This is a genomic window from Burkholderia sp. AU44665, assembly GCF_030504405.1.
In the GTDB taxonomy this organism is placed as follows: domain Bacteria; phylum Pseudomonadota; class Gammaproteobacteria; order Burkholderiales; family Burkholderiaceae; genus Burkholderia; species Burkholderia semiarida.
In genome coordinates, this window is record NZ_JAUJRI010000001.1 from 14,008 (window position 1) to 30,809 (window position 16,802).

Genomic DNA, 16,802 nt, shown 5'->3' on the forward strand with positions numbered 1-16,802 from the left:
CGGTGCGCGCCGCGATGTCCGGCGCAATCGCGAACCTGGGCATGCCTTTCTTCCGTGACGCGGGGCCGGTTGCGATTCCGTTGCGACCCGGCGTCAGCGCGCGGCTTCGGCGCTCGGCTCGTGCGATCCACGCCGGGCCGTCTCCAGCATCGAGTCGCGCACCGCATCGACGAGCCGGCCCGCATCCGCGCGCCGCTTGATCGCCAGGCGCTGTTCGCCGAGCGCGCGCAGCGTCGTGCCGCCGAAATATTCCATGATGTCCGGCAGCCGGCGCACCGTGCCGCGGCTTCCCCAGCAGCCGTCGTCGATTTCCGTCGGAAAGACCCACACGCGCGTCGCGACGGTGTCGATCGGCACGCCTTCCGCACGTGCGACGGCGGCGGTCACGTCGGCGATCAGCGCGGCGCGCGCGGCGTCCGTGTACTGCCCTTCCGGGACCGTCGGCACGACCCGGTAGATCGGCGCAGGTGCGACGACGCCCGCGCGATACACGGCCGCCGGCCGATGGACGAAGATCCAGGTCACGTCGCGTACGCGCGGATCGTCGGGATCGAGCCCCTCGTGGCGGATCAGCGTGGTGGTCAGTTCGTTCATCAACTGTGCTTCGGCCTGCGGCGCGAGCGCGCCTTCGGGGATGGTCACATCGATCATCGGCATGATGGTGTCCTAGGTTCGGTGGAGATCGCGTCGCTCCGGTCAAGGAGACGTGAACCCAGTGTATGAACCGCGTCGCCACGCGCGAAGTGGCGAAACTGCCATTCGACGATGCCATTCCCGACATCGCGCTTCCCGGCCGTTTCAGGCCCTAACGCGCGAAGCGGCGGCGATATTCTCCTGGGGAGATGCCGGTCTCGCGCTTGAACAGTTGCCGGAAGCCGCTGATGTCCGCATAGCCGACGCGTTCGCACACCGTGTCGATCGCGAGCTTCGTTTCCGCGAGCAGCCGTTTGGCGACTTCGATCCTGAGCGTCTGGAGATACCTGAGCGGCGGGGCGCCCACCGCGTCCCGGAAGCGGCGATGGAGCGTGCGTTCGCTCATCGCGACGTGGTCGCTCAGCCGTGCGAGGCTGAAGGGTTCGCGCAAGTGTTTTTCCATCCAGCGTTGCGCGCGCGCGATGGCCGGATCGTCGTGACCGTGGTGGCCCATCCGGTCGAGGTCGATGAACGAATCCTGCGAGTCGCGATTCATGTCGATCAACATGAGCCTGGCGACGGACGCGGCGACGCGCGCGCTCGCCAGTTTGTCGACGACCCGCAATGCGAGATTCTGGTACGACGTGACCGCGCCGCCGCACAGGATGCCGTCCTGTTCGGTCAGTACGTCGGACGCGCGCAGCGCGACGTCCGGATAGCGTGCGCGGAAGCTCGACGCCTTCGACCAGTGCGTCGTGGCGACGCGGCCGTCGAGCAATCCGGCCTCCGCGAGCAGGAACGCGCCGGTGCAGTAAGTCGCGATCAGCGTGCCGCGCGCGTGTTGCCGGCGCAGTGCGTCGAACAGCGGCGCGAGCGAGGCGGGCTTGTCGAGCAGCCGGTCGAGATCCGCGACGAACGGACCGGTCAGCCAGATCGCGTCGGCGGCACTGCCGCCGTCGATCGCGCCGTCGACCGGAACGACCTGCCCGGACGCCGTGCGCACGGGCCGCCCGTCGATCGATTCGACGCGCCAGCGGAACGGTGTAGCCGTGCGATGCGGTGGCATCGTCGATGCGATATGGTTGGCTGCCGTGAGGATGTCGGTCGGCGCGGCGATACCGGACGCAAGGGCGCGGTCGACGGCCCAGATTCGGATGAGCGGCATGAGTGGCGGGACAGGCCTTGGACGAGGGCAATCCTACCACCCGGAATCGAGCGGCTCCGCCGCCTTTCGTTCGCGGCCCGCCACCCAAAATCAAAGGCCGCCCTGCGCCGAATCGCGCGGGCGGCCTTGCGTCGCGGGTGAACGCGCCCGGGCGCTCAGCACTCGCCCTTTTTCGCGTGTCCCGGCGGGCAGTGATAGCCGCCACGCCCGCGATAGTGCTGGTGCTCTTCCCATTCGCGGCGTTCCCAGTAGCGGCGGCCGTCCCAGTAGCGGTCGCCGTGCCAGCCGACGATGACCGCCGGTGCGGGGGCGACCACGACGGGGGCGGGCGCGACGACGACCGGCGCGGGCGTGCCGATGTTGACGTCGACGTTGACGGCGTGAGCGAGGCCGGACAGCGAAAGGCCGAGGCCGGCGAAAGCGAGGGCGATCAGCGAGCGTTGCATGTTCTTTTCCGTGGTGTCGTGATGAATAGGCCGACGCGACGCGATGGAAGCGAGGGGGCCGCTCCACCGGGGGAACGCCGCGCCGACAGAATGCAGTGTGCTGCCGCGCGACGGAAAAGGCGAGTCGTGATTATTACGGAGGATTGGCGGTGCACAGGCGCGCGAAGGGCCATCCATTTGACATTGGCGGGCCGCCGGTGCGGCTGATCCCGCCGCGTGACGCAGCGCCGACTGCGGGATTTGACATTCGACCGCGCGCGGCGGCGAACGGGCATTAACAGCGCGTTACAAAGTCCCGCCCGGCGGGCCACCGGATCGCGCTGCCCTTTGCGTGCAAAGCACGACAGCCGGCCGTCGGGCCGGCTGTCGTCACTGACCGGTTACAGATAGAACATCCGGTCTTCTTCAGGCCGCGGCGGTTGATCGTCGCCGTCCGAACCTTCTTCTTCCTCGCCGCTGTCCTCGTAGAACGCGAGCACCGCGTCGAGCACCTGGTCGGGATCGTCGATCACCTGCATCAGGTTCATGTCTTCCGGATTGATCAGGCCCATCGGAATCAACTGATCGCGGAACCATTGCAGCAGCCCCTGCCAGAATTCGCTGCCGACCAGGATGATCGGCACGAGGCGCGACTTCTTCGTCTGGATCAGCGTGAGCACTTCGGACAGTTCGTCGAGCGTGCCGAAGCCGCCCGGCATCACGATCACGGCATCCGAGTTCTTCACGAACGTGACCTTGCGCGTGAAGAAATGGCGGAAGCGCAGCGAGATGTCCTGATAGTGGTTGCCGGCCTGCTCGTGCGGCAGCTCGATGTTCAGGCCGACCGACGGCGCCTTGCCGGCGTGCGCACCCTTGTTCGCGGCTTCCATGATGCCGGGGCCGCCGCCGGAGATCACCGCGAAGCCGGCGTCCGACAGCTTGCGCGCGATCTGCGCGGCAAGCTTGTAGTGCGGATTGTCGGGTTTGAGGCGGGCAGAACCGTAGATGCTGACAGCCGGGCGGATCTCCGACAGGTACTCGGTCGCCTCGATAAACTCTGCCATAATCGTGAACATCTGCCACGATGCGCGCGCCTTCTTGGCCGTCGCGCGTTCTTGATCTGCGAGCGAACGCAGACTCGGAATCACTTTTCTCTTGTTCATAATGCCTGAAGAACGAAATCTGGAAGGTAAGACCCTGCTATTGGTTGACGGTTCGAGCTATCTGTATCGGGCTTACCATGCGATGCCTGATTTGCGTGGCCCTGGCGGGGAGCCGACCGGAGCGCTCTACGGAATCATCAACATGCTGCGCCGTATGCGCAAGGAAGTCAGTGCAGAGTATAGCGCTTGCGTGTTCGATGCAAAGGGCAAGACGTTCCGCGACGACCTTTATGCCGACTATAAGGCAAACCGCCCGTCGATGCCGCCCGATCTCGCGTTGCAGGTCGAGCCGATCCACGGCGCGGTGCGCGCGCTCGGCTGGCCGCTGCTGATGGTCGAAGGCGTCGAGGCCGACGACGTGATCGGCACGCTCGCGCGCGAAGCCGAACGGCACGGGATGAACGTGATCGTGTCGACCGGCGACAAGGATCTCGCGCAGCTCGTGACCGATCGCGTCACGCTCGTCAACACGATGACCAACGAAACGCTCGATCGCGACGGCGTGATCGCGAAGTTCGGCGTGCCGCCCGAGCGGATCATCGACTACCTCGCGCTGATCGGCGACACCGTCGACAACGTGCCGGGCGTCGAGAAGTGCGGGCCGAAGACGGCCGTGAAGTGGCTGTCGCAATACGACAGCCTCGACGGCGTGATCGAACACGCGGGCGAGATCAAGGGCGTGGTCGGCGACAACCTGCGCCGCGCGCTCGATTTCCTGCCGCTCGGCCGCAAGCTCGTGACCGTCGACACGTCGTGCGATCTCGCGCCGCATCTCGAATCGATCGAGGCGTCGCTGAAGACGGACGGCGAAGCACGCGAGCTGCTGCGTGACATCTTCGCGCGCTACGGCTTCAAGACCTGGCTGCGCGAAGTCGACAGCGCACCCGCGGAAGGCGGCGGCGCCGATGCGCCGGAAGGCGAGCCGGCCCCGGTCGTCGCAGCGGACATCGCGCGCGAATACGACACGATCCAGACCTGGGCGCAATTCGACGCGTGGTTCGCGAAGATCGACGCGGCCGCGCTGACCGCGTTCGACACCGAGACGACCGCGCTCGATCCGATGCTCGCGCGGCTCGTCGGGCTGTCGTTCTCGGTCGAGCCGGGCAAGGCCGCCTATCTGCCCGTCGCGCACCGCGGCCCCGACATGCCCGAGCAGCTTCCGCTCGACGAAGTGCTCGCGCGCCTGAAGCCGTGGCTCGAGTCGGCCGATCGCAAGAAGGTCGGCCAGCACCTGAAGTACGACGCGCAGGTGCTCGCGAACTACGACATCGCGCTGAACGGCATCGAGCACGACACGCTGCTCGAATCGTACGTGCTCGAATCGCACCGCACGCACGACATGGACAGCCTCGCGCTGCGTCATCTGGGCGTCAAGACGATCAAGTACGAGGACGTGGCGGGCAAGGGCGCGAAGCAGATCGGTTTCGACGAAGTGGCGCTCGACCAGGCCGCTGCGTACGCGGCCGAGGATGCGGACATCACGCTGCAGCTCCATCATGCGATGTATCCGCAGGTCGCGCGCGAACCGGGCCTCGAACGCGTGTACCGCGACATCGAGATGCCGGTGTCGCTCGTGCTGCGCAAGATGGAGCGCACCGGCGTGCTGATCGACGACGCGCTGTTGCAGGCGCAAGGCAGCGAGATCGCGACGCGGCTCATCGAGCTCGAGGGGCAGGCGTACGAGCTGGCCGGCGGCGAATTCAATCTCGGGTCGCCAAAGCAGATCGGGCAGATCTTCTTCGAGAAGCTGCAGTTGCCGGTCGTGAAGAAAACGCCGAGCGGCGCGCCGTCGACCGACGAGGAAGTGCTGCAGAAGCTGGCCGAGGACTACCCGCTGCCGAAGGTGCTGCTCGAGCATCGCGGGCTGTCGAAGCTGAAGTCGACCTATACCGACAAGCTGCCGCGCATGGTGAATCCCGTCACCGGCCGCGTGCACACGAACTATGCGCAAGCGGTCGCGGTCACGGGCCGGCTTGCGTCGAACGACCCCAATCTTCAGAACATTCCGGTGCGCACGGCCGAAGGTCGGCGCATCCGCGAGGCATTCATCGCATCGCCGGGCCACCGGATCGTGTCGGCCGACTACTCGCAGATCGAGCTGCGGATCATGGCGCACATTTCCGGCGACGCGTCGCTGCTGCGCGCGTTCTCGCAGGGCGAGGACATCCATCGCGCGACGGCCGCCGAAGTGTTCGGCGTGACACCGCTGGAGGTCAATTCCGACCAGCGCCGGATCGCGAAGGTGATCAACTTCGGGCTCATCTACGGGATGAGCGCGTTCGGGCTTGCATCGAACCTCGGCATCACGCGCGACGCGGCGAAGCTCTATATCGACCGCTATTTCACCCGCTATCCGGGTGTCGCGCAGTACATGGAAGACACGCGTGCGACCGCGAAGGAGAAGGGCTACGTCGAAACCGTTTTCGGCCGCCGCCTGTGGCTGCCCGAGATCAACGGCGGCAACGGCCCGCGCCGCCAGGCGGCCGAGCGCGCGGCGATCAATGCGCCGATGCAGGGCACGGCGGCCGACCTGATCAAGCTGTCGATGATCGCGGTGGACGACTGGCTGACGCGCGACAAGCTCGCGTCGCGGATGATCATGCAGGTGCACGATGAACTGGTGCTCGAGGTGCCGGAACGCGAGCTGCCGCTCGTGCGCGAGAAACTCCCGGAAATGATGTGCGGCGTCGCGAAGCTGAAGGTGCCGCTGGTCGCCGAGGTGGGCGCCGGCGCGAACTGGGAAGAGGCACACTGACGCACCCCCGCGCGATTCCCGTTTCCCGCGGCATATTGTTGCAGGGATGCCAAATATCGAGATGGTTTGCTTGTGGTCAACGCGCAAGCTCCCGGACAATGCATGTGAGTCATGTCATTGACGCGGGGCGGCGCGCCCTGCGTTCCGGATCGGACGCATCGAAGTGCTTCGAACTGCACATCGATGATGTCCGAACCGGTTAATCCACCGGGCGGCGCGCGTATAGGGCGTTTGCTTCATCCGGCGGCAGCAGTTTCGAATCGCAAAGGGGGAATCAGATGCATCGGATCATCATCGTAGGCGGAGGCGCCGGCGGCCTGGAACTGGCGACGCGGCTCGGCGACCGTTACGGCGCGCGCGGCAATCGTCCCGCGCGAGCGCTTGTCACGCTCGTCGACCGCAATCCGACGCACATCTGGAAACCGTTGCTGCATGAGGTCGCGGCCGGCAGCATGGACCCGTTCACGCAGGAGCTCGAATATGCGGCGCAGGCGCGCTGGCACGGCTTCGAGTTCCAGCAGGGCGAGCTGACCGGGCTCGATCGCGCGGCGAAGCGCGTCACGCTGTCGCCCCTCAACGACAGCGACGGCGCGGAGCTGTTGCCGGCGCGCGAGCTGGAATACGACACGCTCGTGATCGCGATCGGCAGCACGACGCACTTCTTCGGCGTGCAGGGCGCACCGGAAAACGCGATCGCACTCGACACGGTCGGGGAGGCCGAACGCTTCCGCAAGCGGCTGATCGCGGCGTGCATGCGCGCCGAGCACCAGGCGCCGGCGCCGAGCGCGCCGGGCGAGTCGGCCGAACCGCGCATCCAGGTCGTGATCGTCGGCGGCGGCGCGACGGGCGTCGAGTTGTCCGCGGAACTGCGCAATACCGCGCAGGTGCTGTCCGCGTACGGGCTGCACAAGCTCGATCCGCGCCATGACGTCGGCATCGTGCTGATCGAATCGGGGCCGCGGATCCTGCCGGCACTGCAGGAGCGCGTGTCGGCGGCGACGGCCGAACTGCTCGAGAAGCTCGGCGTGCGGCTGATGCTCGCCGAGCGCGTGACCGAGGTGGCGCCCGGGTTCGTGCATACCGCGAGCGGCAAGGCGGTGCGCGCGGACCTGACGGTCTGGGCGGCGGGCATCAAGGCGCCGTCCGTGCTTTCGCACCTCGACGGCCTCCAGGTCAACAAGCTCGGGCAGCTCGACGTGCGCCGCACGCTGCAGACCTTCACCGACGACAACGTGTTCGCGCTCGGCGATTGCGCGGCCTGCGCATGGCCCGGCAACGAACGCAACGTCCCGCCGCGCGCGCAAGCGGCGCACCAGCAGGCGAGTTTCCTGCTCAAGGCGATCGGCTGCCGGCTCGAGGGGCGCCCGCTGCCCGAGTTCACGTATCGCGATTTCGGTTCGCTCGTGTCGCTCGGCCACTTCAGTGCGGTCGGCAACCTGATGGGCGGGCTGATCGGCGGCAACATGCTGATCGAAGGGCTGTTCGCGCGCTTCATGTACATGTCGCTGTATCGGCTGCACATCGCGGCGCTGCACGGTTATCCGCGGATGATGCTCGACACGGTCGCGCACTGGTTGCGGCGCACGACCCTGCCGCGCGTCAAGCTGCACTGATCGCGCGCTTGCGCGCGGAGCGGGCGGGGATGCGCCTGTCGAGCGTGTTCGCCGCCCGTTTTTCGTTTCGATTCGCAACGATTCGGCCGCGCGACGAACCACGATGCGCGCCGCCGCACGGTGACTCGGCGGCCCGTCGGCAGGCCGCCGTGCGATGATCGATTCGATCGCCTCAACGCGTCGTAATCGAGTCTTACACATCCGACAGTTGACGCGACAACGGATTATTGGGCATCTTGTCCGGGTTTTCGTTTGCGGCGGGGTGCCAACCGCCGCGACATCCGCGCCGTGCGCCGGTGCGATGCCCCGTCATGCCGTATCCGCGATCGTGACGGCGGCGCCCAATCGAGGAGTGCATTCATGTTGAAACCCGAAGTCGACAGCCTGGTCCCCCATGTCCCGTTCTCGCGCCGCAAGTTCATGCAGGCTGCGCTGGGCGGCACCTTCGCGGCGGCCGTGCTGCCCGTGTCGGCGCAGACGGTCACGACCGACAGCGCCGGGCTGGACGTCGACACCATCGAGATCCGCTCGGGCGATGCGAGCGTGCCGGCATATCGCGCGCAGCCGGTCGACAAGACGAATCTGCCGGTCGTCATCGTGATTCACGAGATCTTCGGCGTGCACGCGCATATCGCCGATGTGTGCCGGCGCTTCGCGAAGCTCGGCTATCTCGCGATCGCGCCCGACCTGTTCGCCCGGCAGGGCAACGCGGCGAAGTATCCGACGATCCAGGCGCTGGTCGACAACATCGTCAGCAAGGTGCCGGACCGGCAGGTGACGGAGGATCTCGACGCGACGGTCGCGTGGGCCGGCAAGAACGGCGGCGACCTGACGCGCCTCGGTGTGACCGGCTTCTGCTGGGGCGGCCGCCAGGCGTGGCTGTATGCGGAACACAATCCGCACGTGCGGGCCGCGGTGGCGTGGTACGGGTTCGTCGAGGGCAAGACCGACGAGATGACGCCGTTCAACCCGGTCGATCACGCATCGTTGTTGAAGGTGCCGGTACTCGGGCTGTACGGCGAGAAGGACCAGAACATCACGCAGGCGTCGCTCGCGGACATGCGCAAGGCGATCCAGGCGAGCGATTCGAAGCTCGCGCGCGAATCGGAGATCGTCGTGTATCCGGATGCCGGCCACGCGTTCTTCGCCGATTACCGGCCGAGCTATGTGAAGGCCGATGCCGAGGATGGCTGGAAGCGCGCCATCGAGTGGTTCCACAAGTACGGCGTGATGTAAACGATGAGCGGCGGCATCGGCCGCCGCGGCACCGGCCGCCGCGGCATCGGCCGCCGCATCATCCTCATCGCGTCGCGTGGGTGCTCAAGGGTTCGGGCCGGTCGCGATCGGCCGCGACGGATCGGCGCTCCATTCGCTCCACGAGCCCGGGTACAGCGACGCGCCGTGCAGGCCCGCCACTTCCAGCGCCAGCGCGTTGTGGCATGCGGTGACGCCGGAGCCGCATTGCAGGATCACGCGGTTCGGCTCGGTGCCGGCCAGCACGGCGGTGAATGCCTCGCGCAATTCATGACCGGTCTTGAAGCGGCCGTCGGCAGTCAGGTTGTCCTTGAAGAAGCGGTTGCGCGCACCGGGAATGTGGCCGCCTACCCGATCGATCGTTTCATTTTCGCCGCGATAGCGGTCCGGTGCGCGTGCATCGATCACGACGCGCGCGGGCGACGACACGTTCGCGAGCACGGCAGCTGCATCGACCGTCGATTCGAGTGGCGTTGCCGTGCGGAAATCGCCGGCGGCCGGTTGCGGCACGTCGGTCGTCAGCGGCTGGCCGGCCGCTTCCCACGCCTGCAGCCCGCCGTCGAGCACGGCAACCGAATCGTGGCCGAGCCAGCGCAGCAGCCACCACAGGCGCGCTGCATAGGCGCCGCCTTGCGCGTCGTACGCGACGACCTGCTGACCCTGCTTGAGGCCGCGGCTCGCGAGCAGCGTGGCGAGCGCGTCGCGGGTCGGCAGCGGATGGCGGCCGTTGGTGCCCGTCTTGCGGCCGGACAGGTCGCGATCGAGATGAAGATATTGCGCGCCGGGGAGGTGGCCGGCCGCGTAGGCGGCCTCGCCGGCGCCGGGATCGGCGAGATCGAAGCGGCAGTCGAACAGCGCGACGCTGCCGGGCGCCGCGGCCAGGCGCTCGGCGAGATTGGCGGCGGAGATGAGCGTGGTGTAATGAGTGTGTGGCATGACGGCTCCCTGGAGTGCGAATGGCCTGACACTCCAAGTCTAAACAAAAAAGACGGGCCGAAGCCCGTCTTTTCGCTTGCCGGCGGCCGGGCGGCGTCGAGGCGCCGCGGCCGCTGTCAGAGGTCGCCGAGGTGGCGGCGCAGGAACTCGTGGAAGTGCTGCATCCCGTCTTCCATCGGGCTCTGGTACGGGCCGACCTGCGACTCGCCGCGGGCCATCAGCGCTCGGCGGCCTGCGTCCATCCGCATCGCGATCTCGTCGTCCTCGACGGCCGTTTCCATATAGGCGGCGCGCTCGGCCTCGACGAATTCGCGTTCGAACAGCGCGATTTCCTCGGGGTAATAGAACTCGACGATGTTGGTGGTTTTCTGCGGCCCGCGCGGGATCAGCCACGACACGACCAGCACGTGCGGATACCACTCGATCATCAGGCCCGGGTAGTAGACCATCCAGATCGCGCCGAACTCCGGCGGCACGCCGTTGCGGAACTTCAGCACCTGCTCGTGCCATTTCTGGTAAGTCGCGCTGCCCGGTTTCGCGAGGGCGTTGTGCACGCCGACCGTCTGCACGCTGTACCAGTCGCCGAACTCCCATTTGAGATCGTCGCACGACACGAAGCTGCCGAGGCCCGGGTGGAACGGGACGACGTGATAATCCTCGAGGTAGACCTCGATGAACGTCTTCCAGTTGTAATCGCACTCGTGCACTTCGACGTGATCGAACAAGTACTCGGAGAAGTCGAAGTGATGCTTGGTGCCGAGGTTGGCGAGGTCGCGCGCGACGTTGCGGCCCTCGGCCTCGAACAGCAGCCCCTGCCAGTTCTGCAGCGGGCTCTTGCCGAGGTTCAGGCACGGCTTGTCGGGGAAGTGCGGCGCGCCGAGCAGCTCGCCTTCGAGGTCGTACGTCCAGCGGTGCAGCGGGCACACGATGTTCTGCGTGTGGCCGCGCCCGTTGAGCATGATCGCCTGCCGGTGGCGGCACACGTTCGACAGCAGTTCGATCCGGTTCGTCTGGTTACGGACCAGCACGCGGCCTTCCTTCTCGGACGGCAGCGCAAAATAATCCCCCGCCTCGGGCACCATCAGCTCGTGCCCGACGTAACGAGGTCCTTTCTTGAAGAGGGTTTCGATCTCGCGCTCGAGTAGCGCCTCATCGAAATATGCAGTGACTGGAAGCTGGCTGTGGGCCGACTTCAACTGAAGCGCATCGCTCAGATTGGACATTCCCACTCCCGGTGTTAGCGTGAAAGCAGTGAACAACCCAACCATCGAAAAATCGATTTAGGGAAACGGAGAATTATACCCGGTTCGCCTCGCAAGGCTAGGATTAAGTGCCTGATTTGTGTCAATTTTTTGTCGGGCTACCCTCGAAAGGCGCACACTGTGCGTCGAAGATGGGGCCGGAATTGTGCGCGGGCGCCCAAGACGGCAGGTCGGAAAATTCTCTTTTGCCGTAGAATGTCCGACTTGTTTTGAAATTTGACACCTCGTCCATGGCGAAAACCGCATCCCCAGGCGCCACGCCGCCCGGCAATGGCACCGAACCGTTGCCGGACAATTACGAGATGGCGCTCGCGGAACTCGAGACGCTGGTTGCCCGGATGGAAGGCGGCGCGTTGAGCCTCGAGGATTCACTGGCGGCGTATCGTCGCGGTGCGACCCTCGTTGCGTTTTGCCAACAGCAGCTCGAGAAAGTGGAGCAGCAGGTCCGCGTGCTCGACGGCGCGACGCTGAAGCCGCTTTCGTCCGGAACGGCCGCCACGGACGGCGAAGACGACGATCTATGACATTCGAACAATGGATGCGGTCCGTGCTTGACCGTGTCGAGGACGCACTCGGCCACTATCTGCCGGCCGAAACCGCGACGCCCGCGAAACTTCACGAGGCGATGCGCTACGCGGTCCTCGGTGGCGGCAAACGCGTTCGCCCGCTGCTGTGCCATGCGGCAGGCGAGCTGACCGGTGCGACGGAGGCGGCCCGCAACGCCGCGGCGGCGGCGCTGGAGATGATCCACGTCTACTCGCTCGTGCATGACGACATGCCGTGCATGGACGACGATGCGCTGCGTCGCGGCAAGCCGACCGTGCACGTGCAGTACGACGAGCCGACGGCCCTGCTGGTCGGCGACGCGCTGCAATCGCAGGCGTTCGTGGCGCTGACCGACGCCGATGCGCTGTCGCCGGCGCAGCAGGCGGCGCTCGTGCGCGAGCTGGCGCTCGCGAGCGGCTCGATCGGCATGGCCGGCGGGCAGGCGATCGACCTGGCGAGCGTCGGCCTGAAGCTGACGCGCGAGCAGCTCGAAACGATGCACCGGATGAAGACGGGCGCATTGCTGCGCGCGGCCGTGCGAATGGGCGCGCTGGCGGGCGAGACGCCTTCGGCGGAAACGATGGCTGCGCTGGACGTGTACGCGGGGGCCGTGGGTCTGGCCTTCCAGGTCGTCGACGACATTCTCGACGTCACGACCGATTCGGCGACACTCGGCAAGACGGCCGGCAAGGACGCGGCGAACGACAAGCCGACCTATGTATCGATCCTCGGTCTCGAGGCGTCGCGCGAGCTGGCAGCGCAGCTGCGCGCCGAAGCGCACGACGCGCTGAAACCGTTCGGCGCACGCGCACAGCGTCTCGCCGAACTTGCCGACCTGGTGGTGAACCGGGTCAGCTGACGCGAAAGCCCGCCGCCGCGCACACGCTACGGTGCGTGCAAAAGAATGCGGGCGCGTTTGATTTCCTACAATGGAACGACGATGTACGACTTGCTGAAAACCATCGACGACCCGGCGGATTTGCGCCGCCTCGATCGTCGCCAACTGCAACCGCTCGCGGATGAACTGCGCGCGTTCGTGCTCGACAGCGTGTCGAAGACGGGCGGCCATTTGTCGTCCAACCTCGGGACGGTCGAGCTGACGATCGCGTTGCACTACGTGTTCAACACGCCGAACGATCGCATCGTCTGGGACGTGGGTCACCAGACCTACCCGCACAAGATCCTGACGGGCCGCCGCGACCAGATGCATTCGCTGCGTCAGTACGACGGCATCTCGGGCTTCCCGCGCCGCAGCGAATCCCAATACGACACGTTCGGCACCGCGCACTCGAGCACGTCGATTTCCGCCGCGCTCGGCATGGCGATCGGCAGCCAGCTGAACGGCGACGACCGCTTCTCGATCGCCGTGATCGGCGACGGCGCGATGACGGCCGGCATGGCGTTCGAGGCGATGAACAACGCGGGCGTGTCGGAGGATGCGAAGCTGCTCGTGATCCTGAACGACAACGACATGTCGATCTCGCCGCCGGTCGGCGCGCTGAATCGCCATCTCGCCCGCCTGATGTCGGGCCGCTTCTACGCGGCCGCACGCGCGGGCGTCGAGCGTGTGCTGAGCGTCGCGCCGCCGGTGCTCGAACTCGCGCGCAAGCTCGAGGAGCACGCGAAGGGCATGGTCGTGCCGGCCACGCTGTTCGAGGAGTTCGGCTTCAACTACATCGGCCCGATCGACGGTCACGATCTCGATTCGCTGATCCCGACGCTGCAGAACATCCGCGAACTGCGCGGCCCGCAGTTCCTGCACGTGGTGACGAAGAAAGGCCAGGGCTACAAGCTCGCCGAAGCCGATCCCGTGCTCTATCACGGCCCCGGCAAGTTCAATCCGGCCGAAGGCATCAAGCCGTCGACCACGCCTGCGAAGAAGACGTACACGCAGGTGTTCGGCGAGTGGCTGTGCGACGAAGCCGAGCGCGATACGCGCGTGGTCGGCATCACGCCCGCGATGCGCGAAGGCTCGGGCATGGTCGAATTCGAGAAGCGCTTCAAGGATCGCTACTACGACGTCGGCATCGCCGAGCAGCACGCGGTGACGTTCGCGGGCGGTCTCGCGACCGAAGGGCTGAAGCCCGTCGTCGCGATCTACTCGACGTTCCTGCAGCGTGCGTACGACCAGCTGATCCACGACGTCGCGCTGCAGAACCTGCCGGTCGTGTTCGCGATCGACCGCGCGGGCCTCGTCGGCGCGGACGGCGCGACGCATGCGGGCGCGTACGATCTCGCGTTCATGCGCTGCATCCCGAACATGACGATCATGGCCGCATCCGACGAGAACGAATGCCGCCAGATGCTGCACACGGCGCTCCAGCAGCCGAACCCGACCGCGGTGCGCTATCCGCGCGGCGCGGGCACGGGCGTGGCGACGGTGAAGGAATTCACCGAGATCCCGCTCGGCAAGGGCGAAGTGCGTCGCCGCACGTCGCAGCCGGAAGGCAAGCGCGTCGCGATCCTCGCGTTCGGCACGATGGTCGCGCCGTCGCTCGCGGCGGCCGACGAACTCGACGCAACGGTCGCGAACATGCGCTTCGTGAAGCCGATCGATGCGGCGCTCGTGCGCGAGCTCGCCGAAACGCACGACTACGTCGTCACGGTCGAGGAAGGCTGCGTGATGGGCGGCGCAGGCTCGGCCTGCGTGGAAGCCCTGATGGAGAGTGGGGTTATCCGACCCGTACTACAATTGGGCCTCCCTGACCAGTTCATCGATCACGGCGACCCCGCGAAGCTGCTGTCGCAATGCGGCCTCGACGGCGCGGGCATCGCGAAATCGATTCGCGAACGCTTCCTGAACCCGGCGGCCGACGTCGCCGGTCAGGCGAAGCGCGTCGCATAAGCTGACGCCGCCCGCGGGCGGCGTCGGTGCGACTGGCGCAACCGGTCTACATTGATGCGGAAAACATGGGCCTGCGGGCCCATGTTGCTTTTCCGGCTGCCGCATGACGCGGCGTGCGCGTCGTCGAACGCGCGGCTTACAAGGATTGAACAAGATGAACCAGATGAATCCCGCCTTCGTGATGCCCGACGTGCAGAGCACGGTGGATACCCGTCAGATTCCGATTCAGCGCGTGGGCGTGAAGGCGGTCCGGCATCCGTTGACGGTGTGTACCGAAAGCGGCGACGTGCAACCGACGGTCGGCGTCTGGAACCTCGATGTCCGTTTGCCGGCCGATCAGAAGGGCACGCACATGTCGCGCTTCGTCGCGCTGCTCGAAGAGAATCGTGCGCCGCTGACGGTCGAGCGTTTTCGCGCGATGCTCGCGTCGATGCTCGAAAAGCTCGAAGCCGAAGCCGGCCGCATCGAAGTCACGTTCCCGTATTTCGTCAACAAGACGGCGCCGGTGTCCGGCGTGCAAAGCCTGCTCGACTATGAAGTGACGCTCGCGGGCGAAAGCCGCAACGGCGATACGCGCCTGTTCCTGAAGGTGCTCGTGCCGGTAACGAGCCTGTGCCCGTGCTCGAAGAAGATCTCGCAATACGGTGCGCACAACCAGCGCTCGCACGTGACGATCGATGCGGAGCTGGCTGCCGATCTGCCGGTCGAGGCGCTGATCCGCATCGCGGAAGAAGAGGCGTCGTGCGAGCTGTGGGGGCTGCTGAAGCGTCCGGACGAGAAGTTCGTCACCGAGCGTGCATACGAGAACCCGAAGTTCGTCGAGGATCTCGTGCGCGATATCGCGCAGCGCCTCGATGCGGACGAGCGCGTGGCCGCTTACGTGCTCGAAGCCGAGAACTTCGAGTCGATCCACAATCACAGCGCGTATGCGTTGATCGAGCGCGACAAGCGGCTGGCTGCATAACGCCGCGGCGTCTTGTTGCACCCATGAGAAAGGCCGCTCGTTCGAGCGGCCTTCTGTTTTCCGGCTGACGGTGTCGCGTGGTGCGATTCAGCGTGCGAGCGACGCGAGATCCCAGCGCGGCTTCACCGTGAACGCGTAGTCGGCATTCGCCTGTTCCGGCCAGCGGCCGAGCCGCAGTGCGCCCGCGAGCGCGATCATCGCGCCGTTGTCGGTGCAGAGCGCGAGATCGGGGTAGTGCACGTCGAAGCCGCGCTTGGCCGCGGCCGCCGACAGTGCCGCGCGCAACTGGCGGTTCGCGCCGACGCCGCCCGCGACCACGAGGCGCTTGAGCTTCGTCTTCTTCAGCGCGGCGAGCGACTTCGCGACGAGCACGTCGACGGCCGCATCGACGAAGCCGCGCGCGAGGTCGGCCTTCGCGCGTTCGAGCGCTTCGCCTTCCAGCTTCGCCGCTTCGAATTTCTTCATCTGCGTGAGCACGGCGGTTTTCAGGCCGCTGAAGCTGAAGTCGAGATCGCCCGAGTGCAGCATCGGGCGCGGCAGCACGACTGCGCCCGGCGTGCCCGTTTCGGCCAGCTTCGATACTTCAGGGCCGCCCGGGTAGCCGAGGCCGATCAGTTTCGCCGTCTTGTCGAACGCTTCGCCGGCCGCGTCGTCGAGCGTTTCGCCGAGCGTCTCGTACACGCCGACGTCGGTCACGCGCATCAGCTGCGTGTGGCCGCCGGACACCAGCAGCGCGACGAACGGGAACGGCGGCGGCTCGTCGACCAGCAACGGCGACAGCAGGTGCCCTTCGAGGTGATGGATGCCGACGGTCGGCTTGTTCCATGCGAGCGCGAGCGCATTCGCGATGCTCGCGCCGACGAGCAGCGCGCCGGCGAGGCCGGGGCCTTGCGTGAATGCGATTGCGTCGATGTCGTCGCGGCGCGTGCCGCTTTGCGCCATCACTTCCTCGAGCAGCGGCAGCGCGCGCCGGATGTGGTCGCGCGACGCGAGCTCCGGCACGACGCCGCCGTAGTCGCGGTGCATCGCGATCTGCGAATGGAGCGCGTGCGCGAGCAGGCCGCGCTGCGTGTCGTAGAGCGCGAGGCCGGTTTCGTCGCAGGAGCTTTCGATGCCGAGAACGAGCATGGGTGAGGGCAGAACGCGCCGTTTCGGACGCGCCTCGGGTAGGTCAACGTAACCGGAAAGTATAGCAGGCGAGGGCGGGCCGCCGCTGGCGGCGGCCCGGGCCCGATGCCGGG

Annotated in this window: 14 protein-coding genes; 7 read left to right on the forward strand and 7 right to left on the reverse strand. The window is 66.6% G+C overall.

The features are described from left to right. Nucleotides 1-93: 93 nt before the first annotated feature. The 4 genes from QZM15_RS00085 to QZM15_RS00100 form a co-directional block, all read right to left on the reverse strand. On the reverse strand, nt 94-657 hold the full coding sequence (locus tag QZM15_RS00085) for a Tautomerase enzyme (protein WP_302105537.1): 564 nt from the start codon (nt 655-657) through the stop codon (nt 94-96). A 148-nt stretch (nt 658-805) separates the two neighbouring features. Next, nucleotides 806-1,798: a GlxA family transcriptional regulator gene (locus QZM15_RS00090; protein ID WP_059582947.1), complete on the reverse strand. Its 993-nt coding sequence runs from the start codon at nt 1,796-1,798 to the stop codon at nt 806-808. A gap of 155 nt (nt 1,799-1,953) precedes the next feature. Further along, nucleotides 1,954-2,244, reverse strand: coding sequence for a hypothetical protein (locus tag QZM15_RS00095; RefSeq protein ID WP_059582944.1), 291 nt, complete (start codon nt 2,242-2,244; stop codon nt 1,954-1,956). A gap of 380 nt (nt 2,245-2,624) precedes the next feature. Beyond that, nucleotides 2,625-3,386, reverse strand: coding sequence for a TIGR00730 family Rossman fold protein (locus QZM15_RS00100; RefSeq protein ID WP_059582942.1), 762 nt, complete (start codon nt 3,384-3,386; stop codon nt 2,625-2,627). Nucleotide 3,387: 1 nt separating this feature from the next. Here QZM15_RS00100 and polA point away from each other — a divergent pair, with 1 nt between their 5' ends. The 3 genes from polA (at nt 3,388) to QZM15_RS00115 (ending at nt 8,990) form a co-directional block, all read left to right on the forward strand. After that, nucleotides 3,388-6,141: a DNA polymerase I gene (polA, locus tag QZM15_RS00105; RefSeq protein WP_302105538.1), complete on the forward strand. Its 2,754-nt coding sequence runs from the start codon at nt 3,388-3,390 to the stop codon at nt 6,139-6,141. A 278-nt stretch (nt 6,142-6,419) separates the two neighbouring features. Beyond that, a complete protein-coding gene (locus tag QZM15_RS00110) occupies nt 6,420-7,754 on the forward strand; it encodes an NAD(P)/FAD-dependent oxidoreductase (RefSeq protein WP_059639129.1) in 1,335 nt (444 codons plus the stop codon). Nucleotides 7,755-8,114: 360 nt separating this feature from the next. Further along, nucleotides 8,115-8,990 (forward strand): dienelactone hydrolase family protein, encoded by an 876-nt coding sequence (locus tag QZM15_RS00115; protein WP_059582935.1) that lies wholly within the window; start codon nt 8,115-8,117, stop codon nt 8,988-8,990. Nucleotides 8,991-9,074: 84 nt separating this feature from the next. Here the strand turns inward: QZM15_RS00115 and QZM15_RS00120 are convergent, their stop codons facing one another. After that, entirely contained in the window at nt 9,075-9,944 is an 870-nt protein-coding gene (locus QZM15_RS00120; RefSeq protein WP_059582932.1) for a sulfurtransferase, read from the reverse strand. A 116-nt stretch (nt 9,945-10,060) separates the two neighbouring features. Then, nucleotides 10,061-11,167, reverse strand: a complete 1,107-nt coding sequence (locus tag QZM15_RS00125) for an aromatic ring-hydroxylating dioxygenase subunit alpha (RefSeq protein WP_059582927.1) — start codon at nt 11,165-11,167, stop codon at nt 10,061-10,063. 269 nt (nt 11,168-11,436) lie between these two features. On the opposite strand from QZM15_RS00125, the gene QZM15_RS00130 reads away from it, so the two are divergent. From QZM15_RS00130 to folE2, 4 genes are all read left to right on the forward strand, one after another. Next, nucleotides 11,437-11,730, forward strand: coding sequence for an exodeoxyribonuclease VII small subunit (locus QZM15_RS00130; protein ID WP_006479428.1), 294 nt, complete (start codon nt 11,437-11,439; stop codon nt 11,728-11,730). Next, on the forward strand, nt 11,727-12,611 hold the full coding sequence (locus tag QZM15_RS00135; RefSeq protein WP_059582924.1) for a polyprenyl synthetase family protein: 885 nt from the start codon (nt 11,727-11,729) through the stop codon (nt 12,609-12,611). The genes QZM15_RS00130 and QZM15_RS00135 overlap by 4 nt, the downstream gene beginning before the upstream one ends. 81 nt (nt 12,612-12,692) lie before the next feature. After that, the gene (gene dxs / locus QZM15_RS00140) at nt 12,693-14,597 is read left to right on the forward strand and encodes a 1-deoxy-D-xylulose-5-phosphate synthase (protein WP_059582921.1); all 1,905 of its coding nucleotides are present in this window, start codon (nt 12,693-12,695) and stop codon (nt 14,595-14,597) included. A 154-nt stretch (nt 14,598-14,751) separates the two neighbouring features. Then, entirely contained in the window at nt 14,752-15,561 is an 810-nt protein-coding gene (gene folE2 / locus QZM15_RS00145) for a GTP cyclohydrolase FolE2 (RefSeq protein ID WP_059583149.1), read from the forward strand. 87 nt (nt 15,562-15,648) lie between these two features. On the opposite strand, the gene tsaD is transcribed toward folE2, so the two are convergent. Next, nucleotides 15,649-16,689: a tRNA (adenosine(37)-N6)-threonylcarbamoyltransferase complex transferase subunit TsaD gene (gene tsaD / locus QZM15_RS00150; protein WP_059582919.1), complete on the reverse strand. Its 1,041-nt coding sequence runs from the start codon at nt 16,687-16,689 to the stop codon at nt 15,649-15,651. Nucleotides 16,690-16,802: the final 113 nt, after the last annotated feature.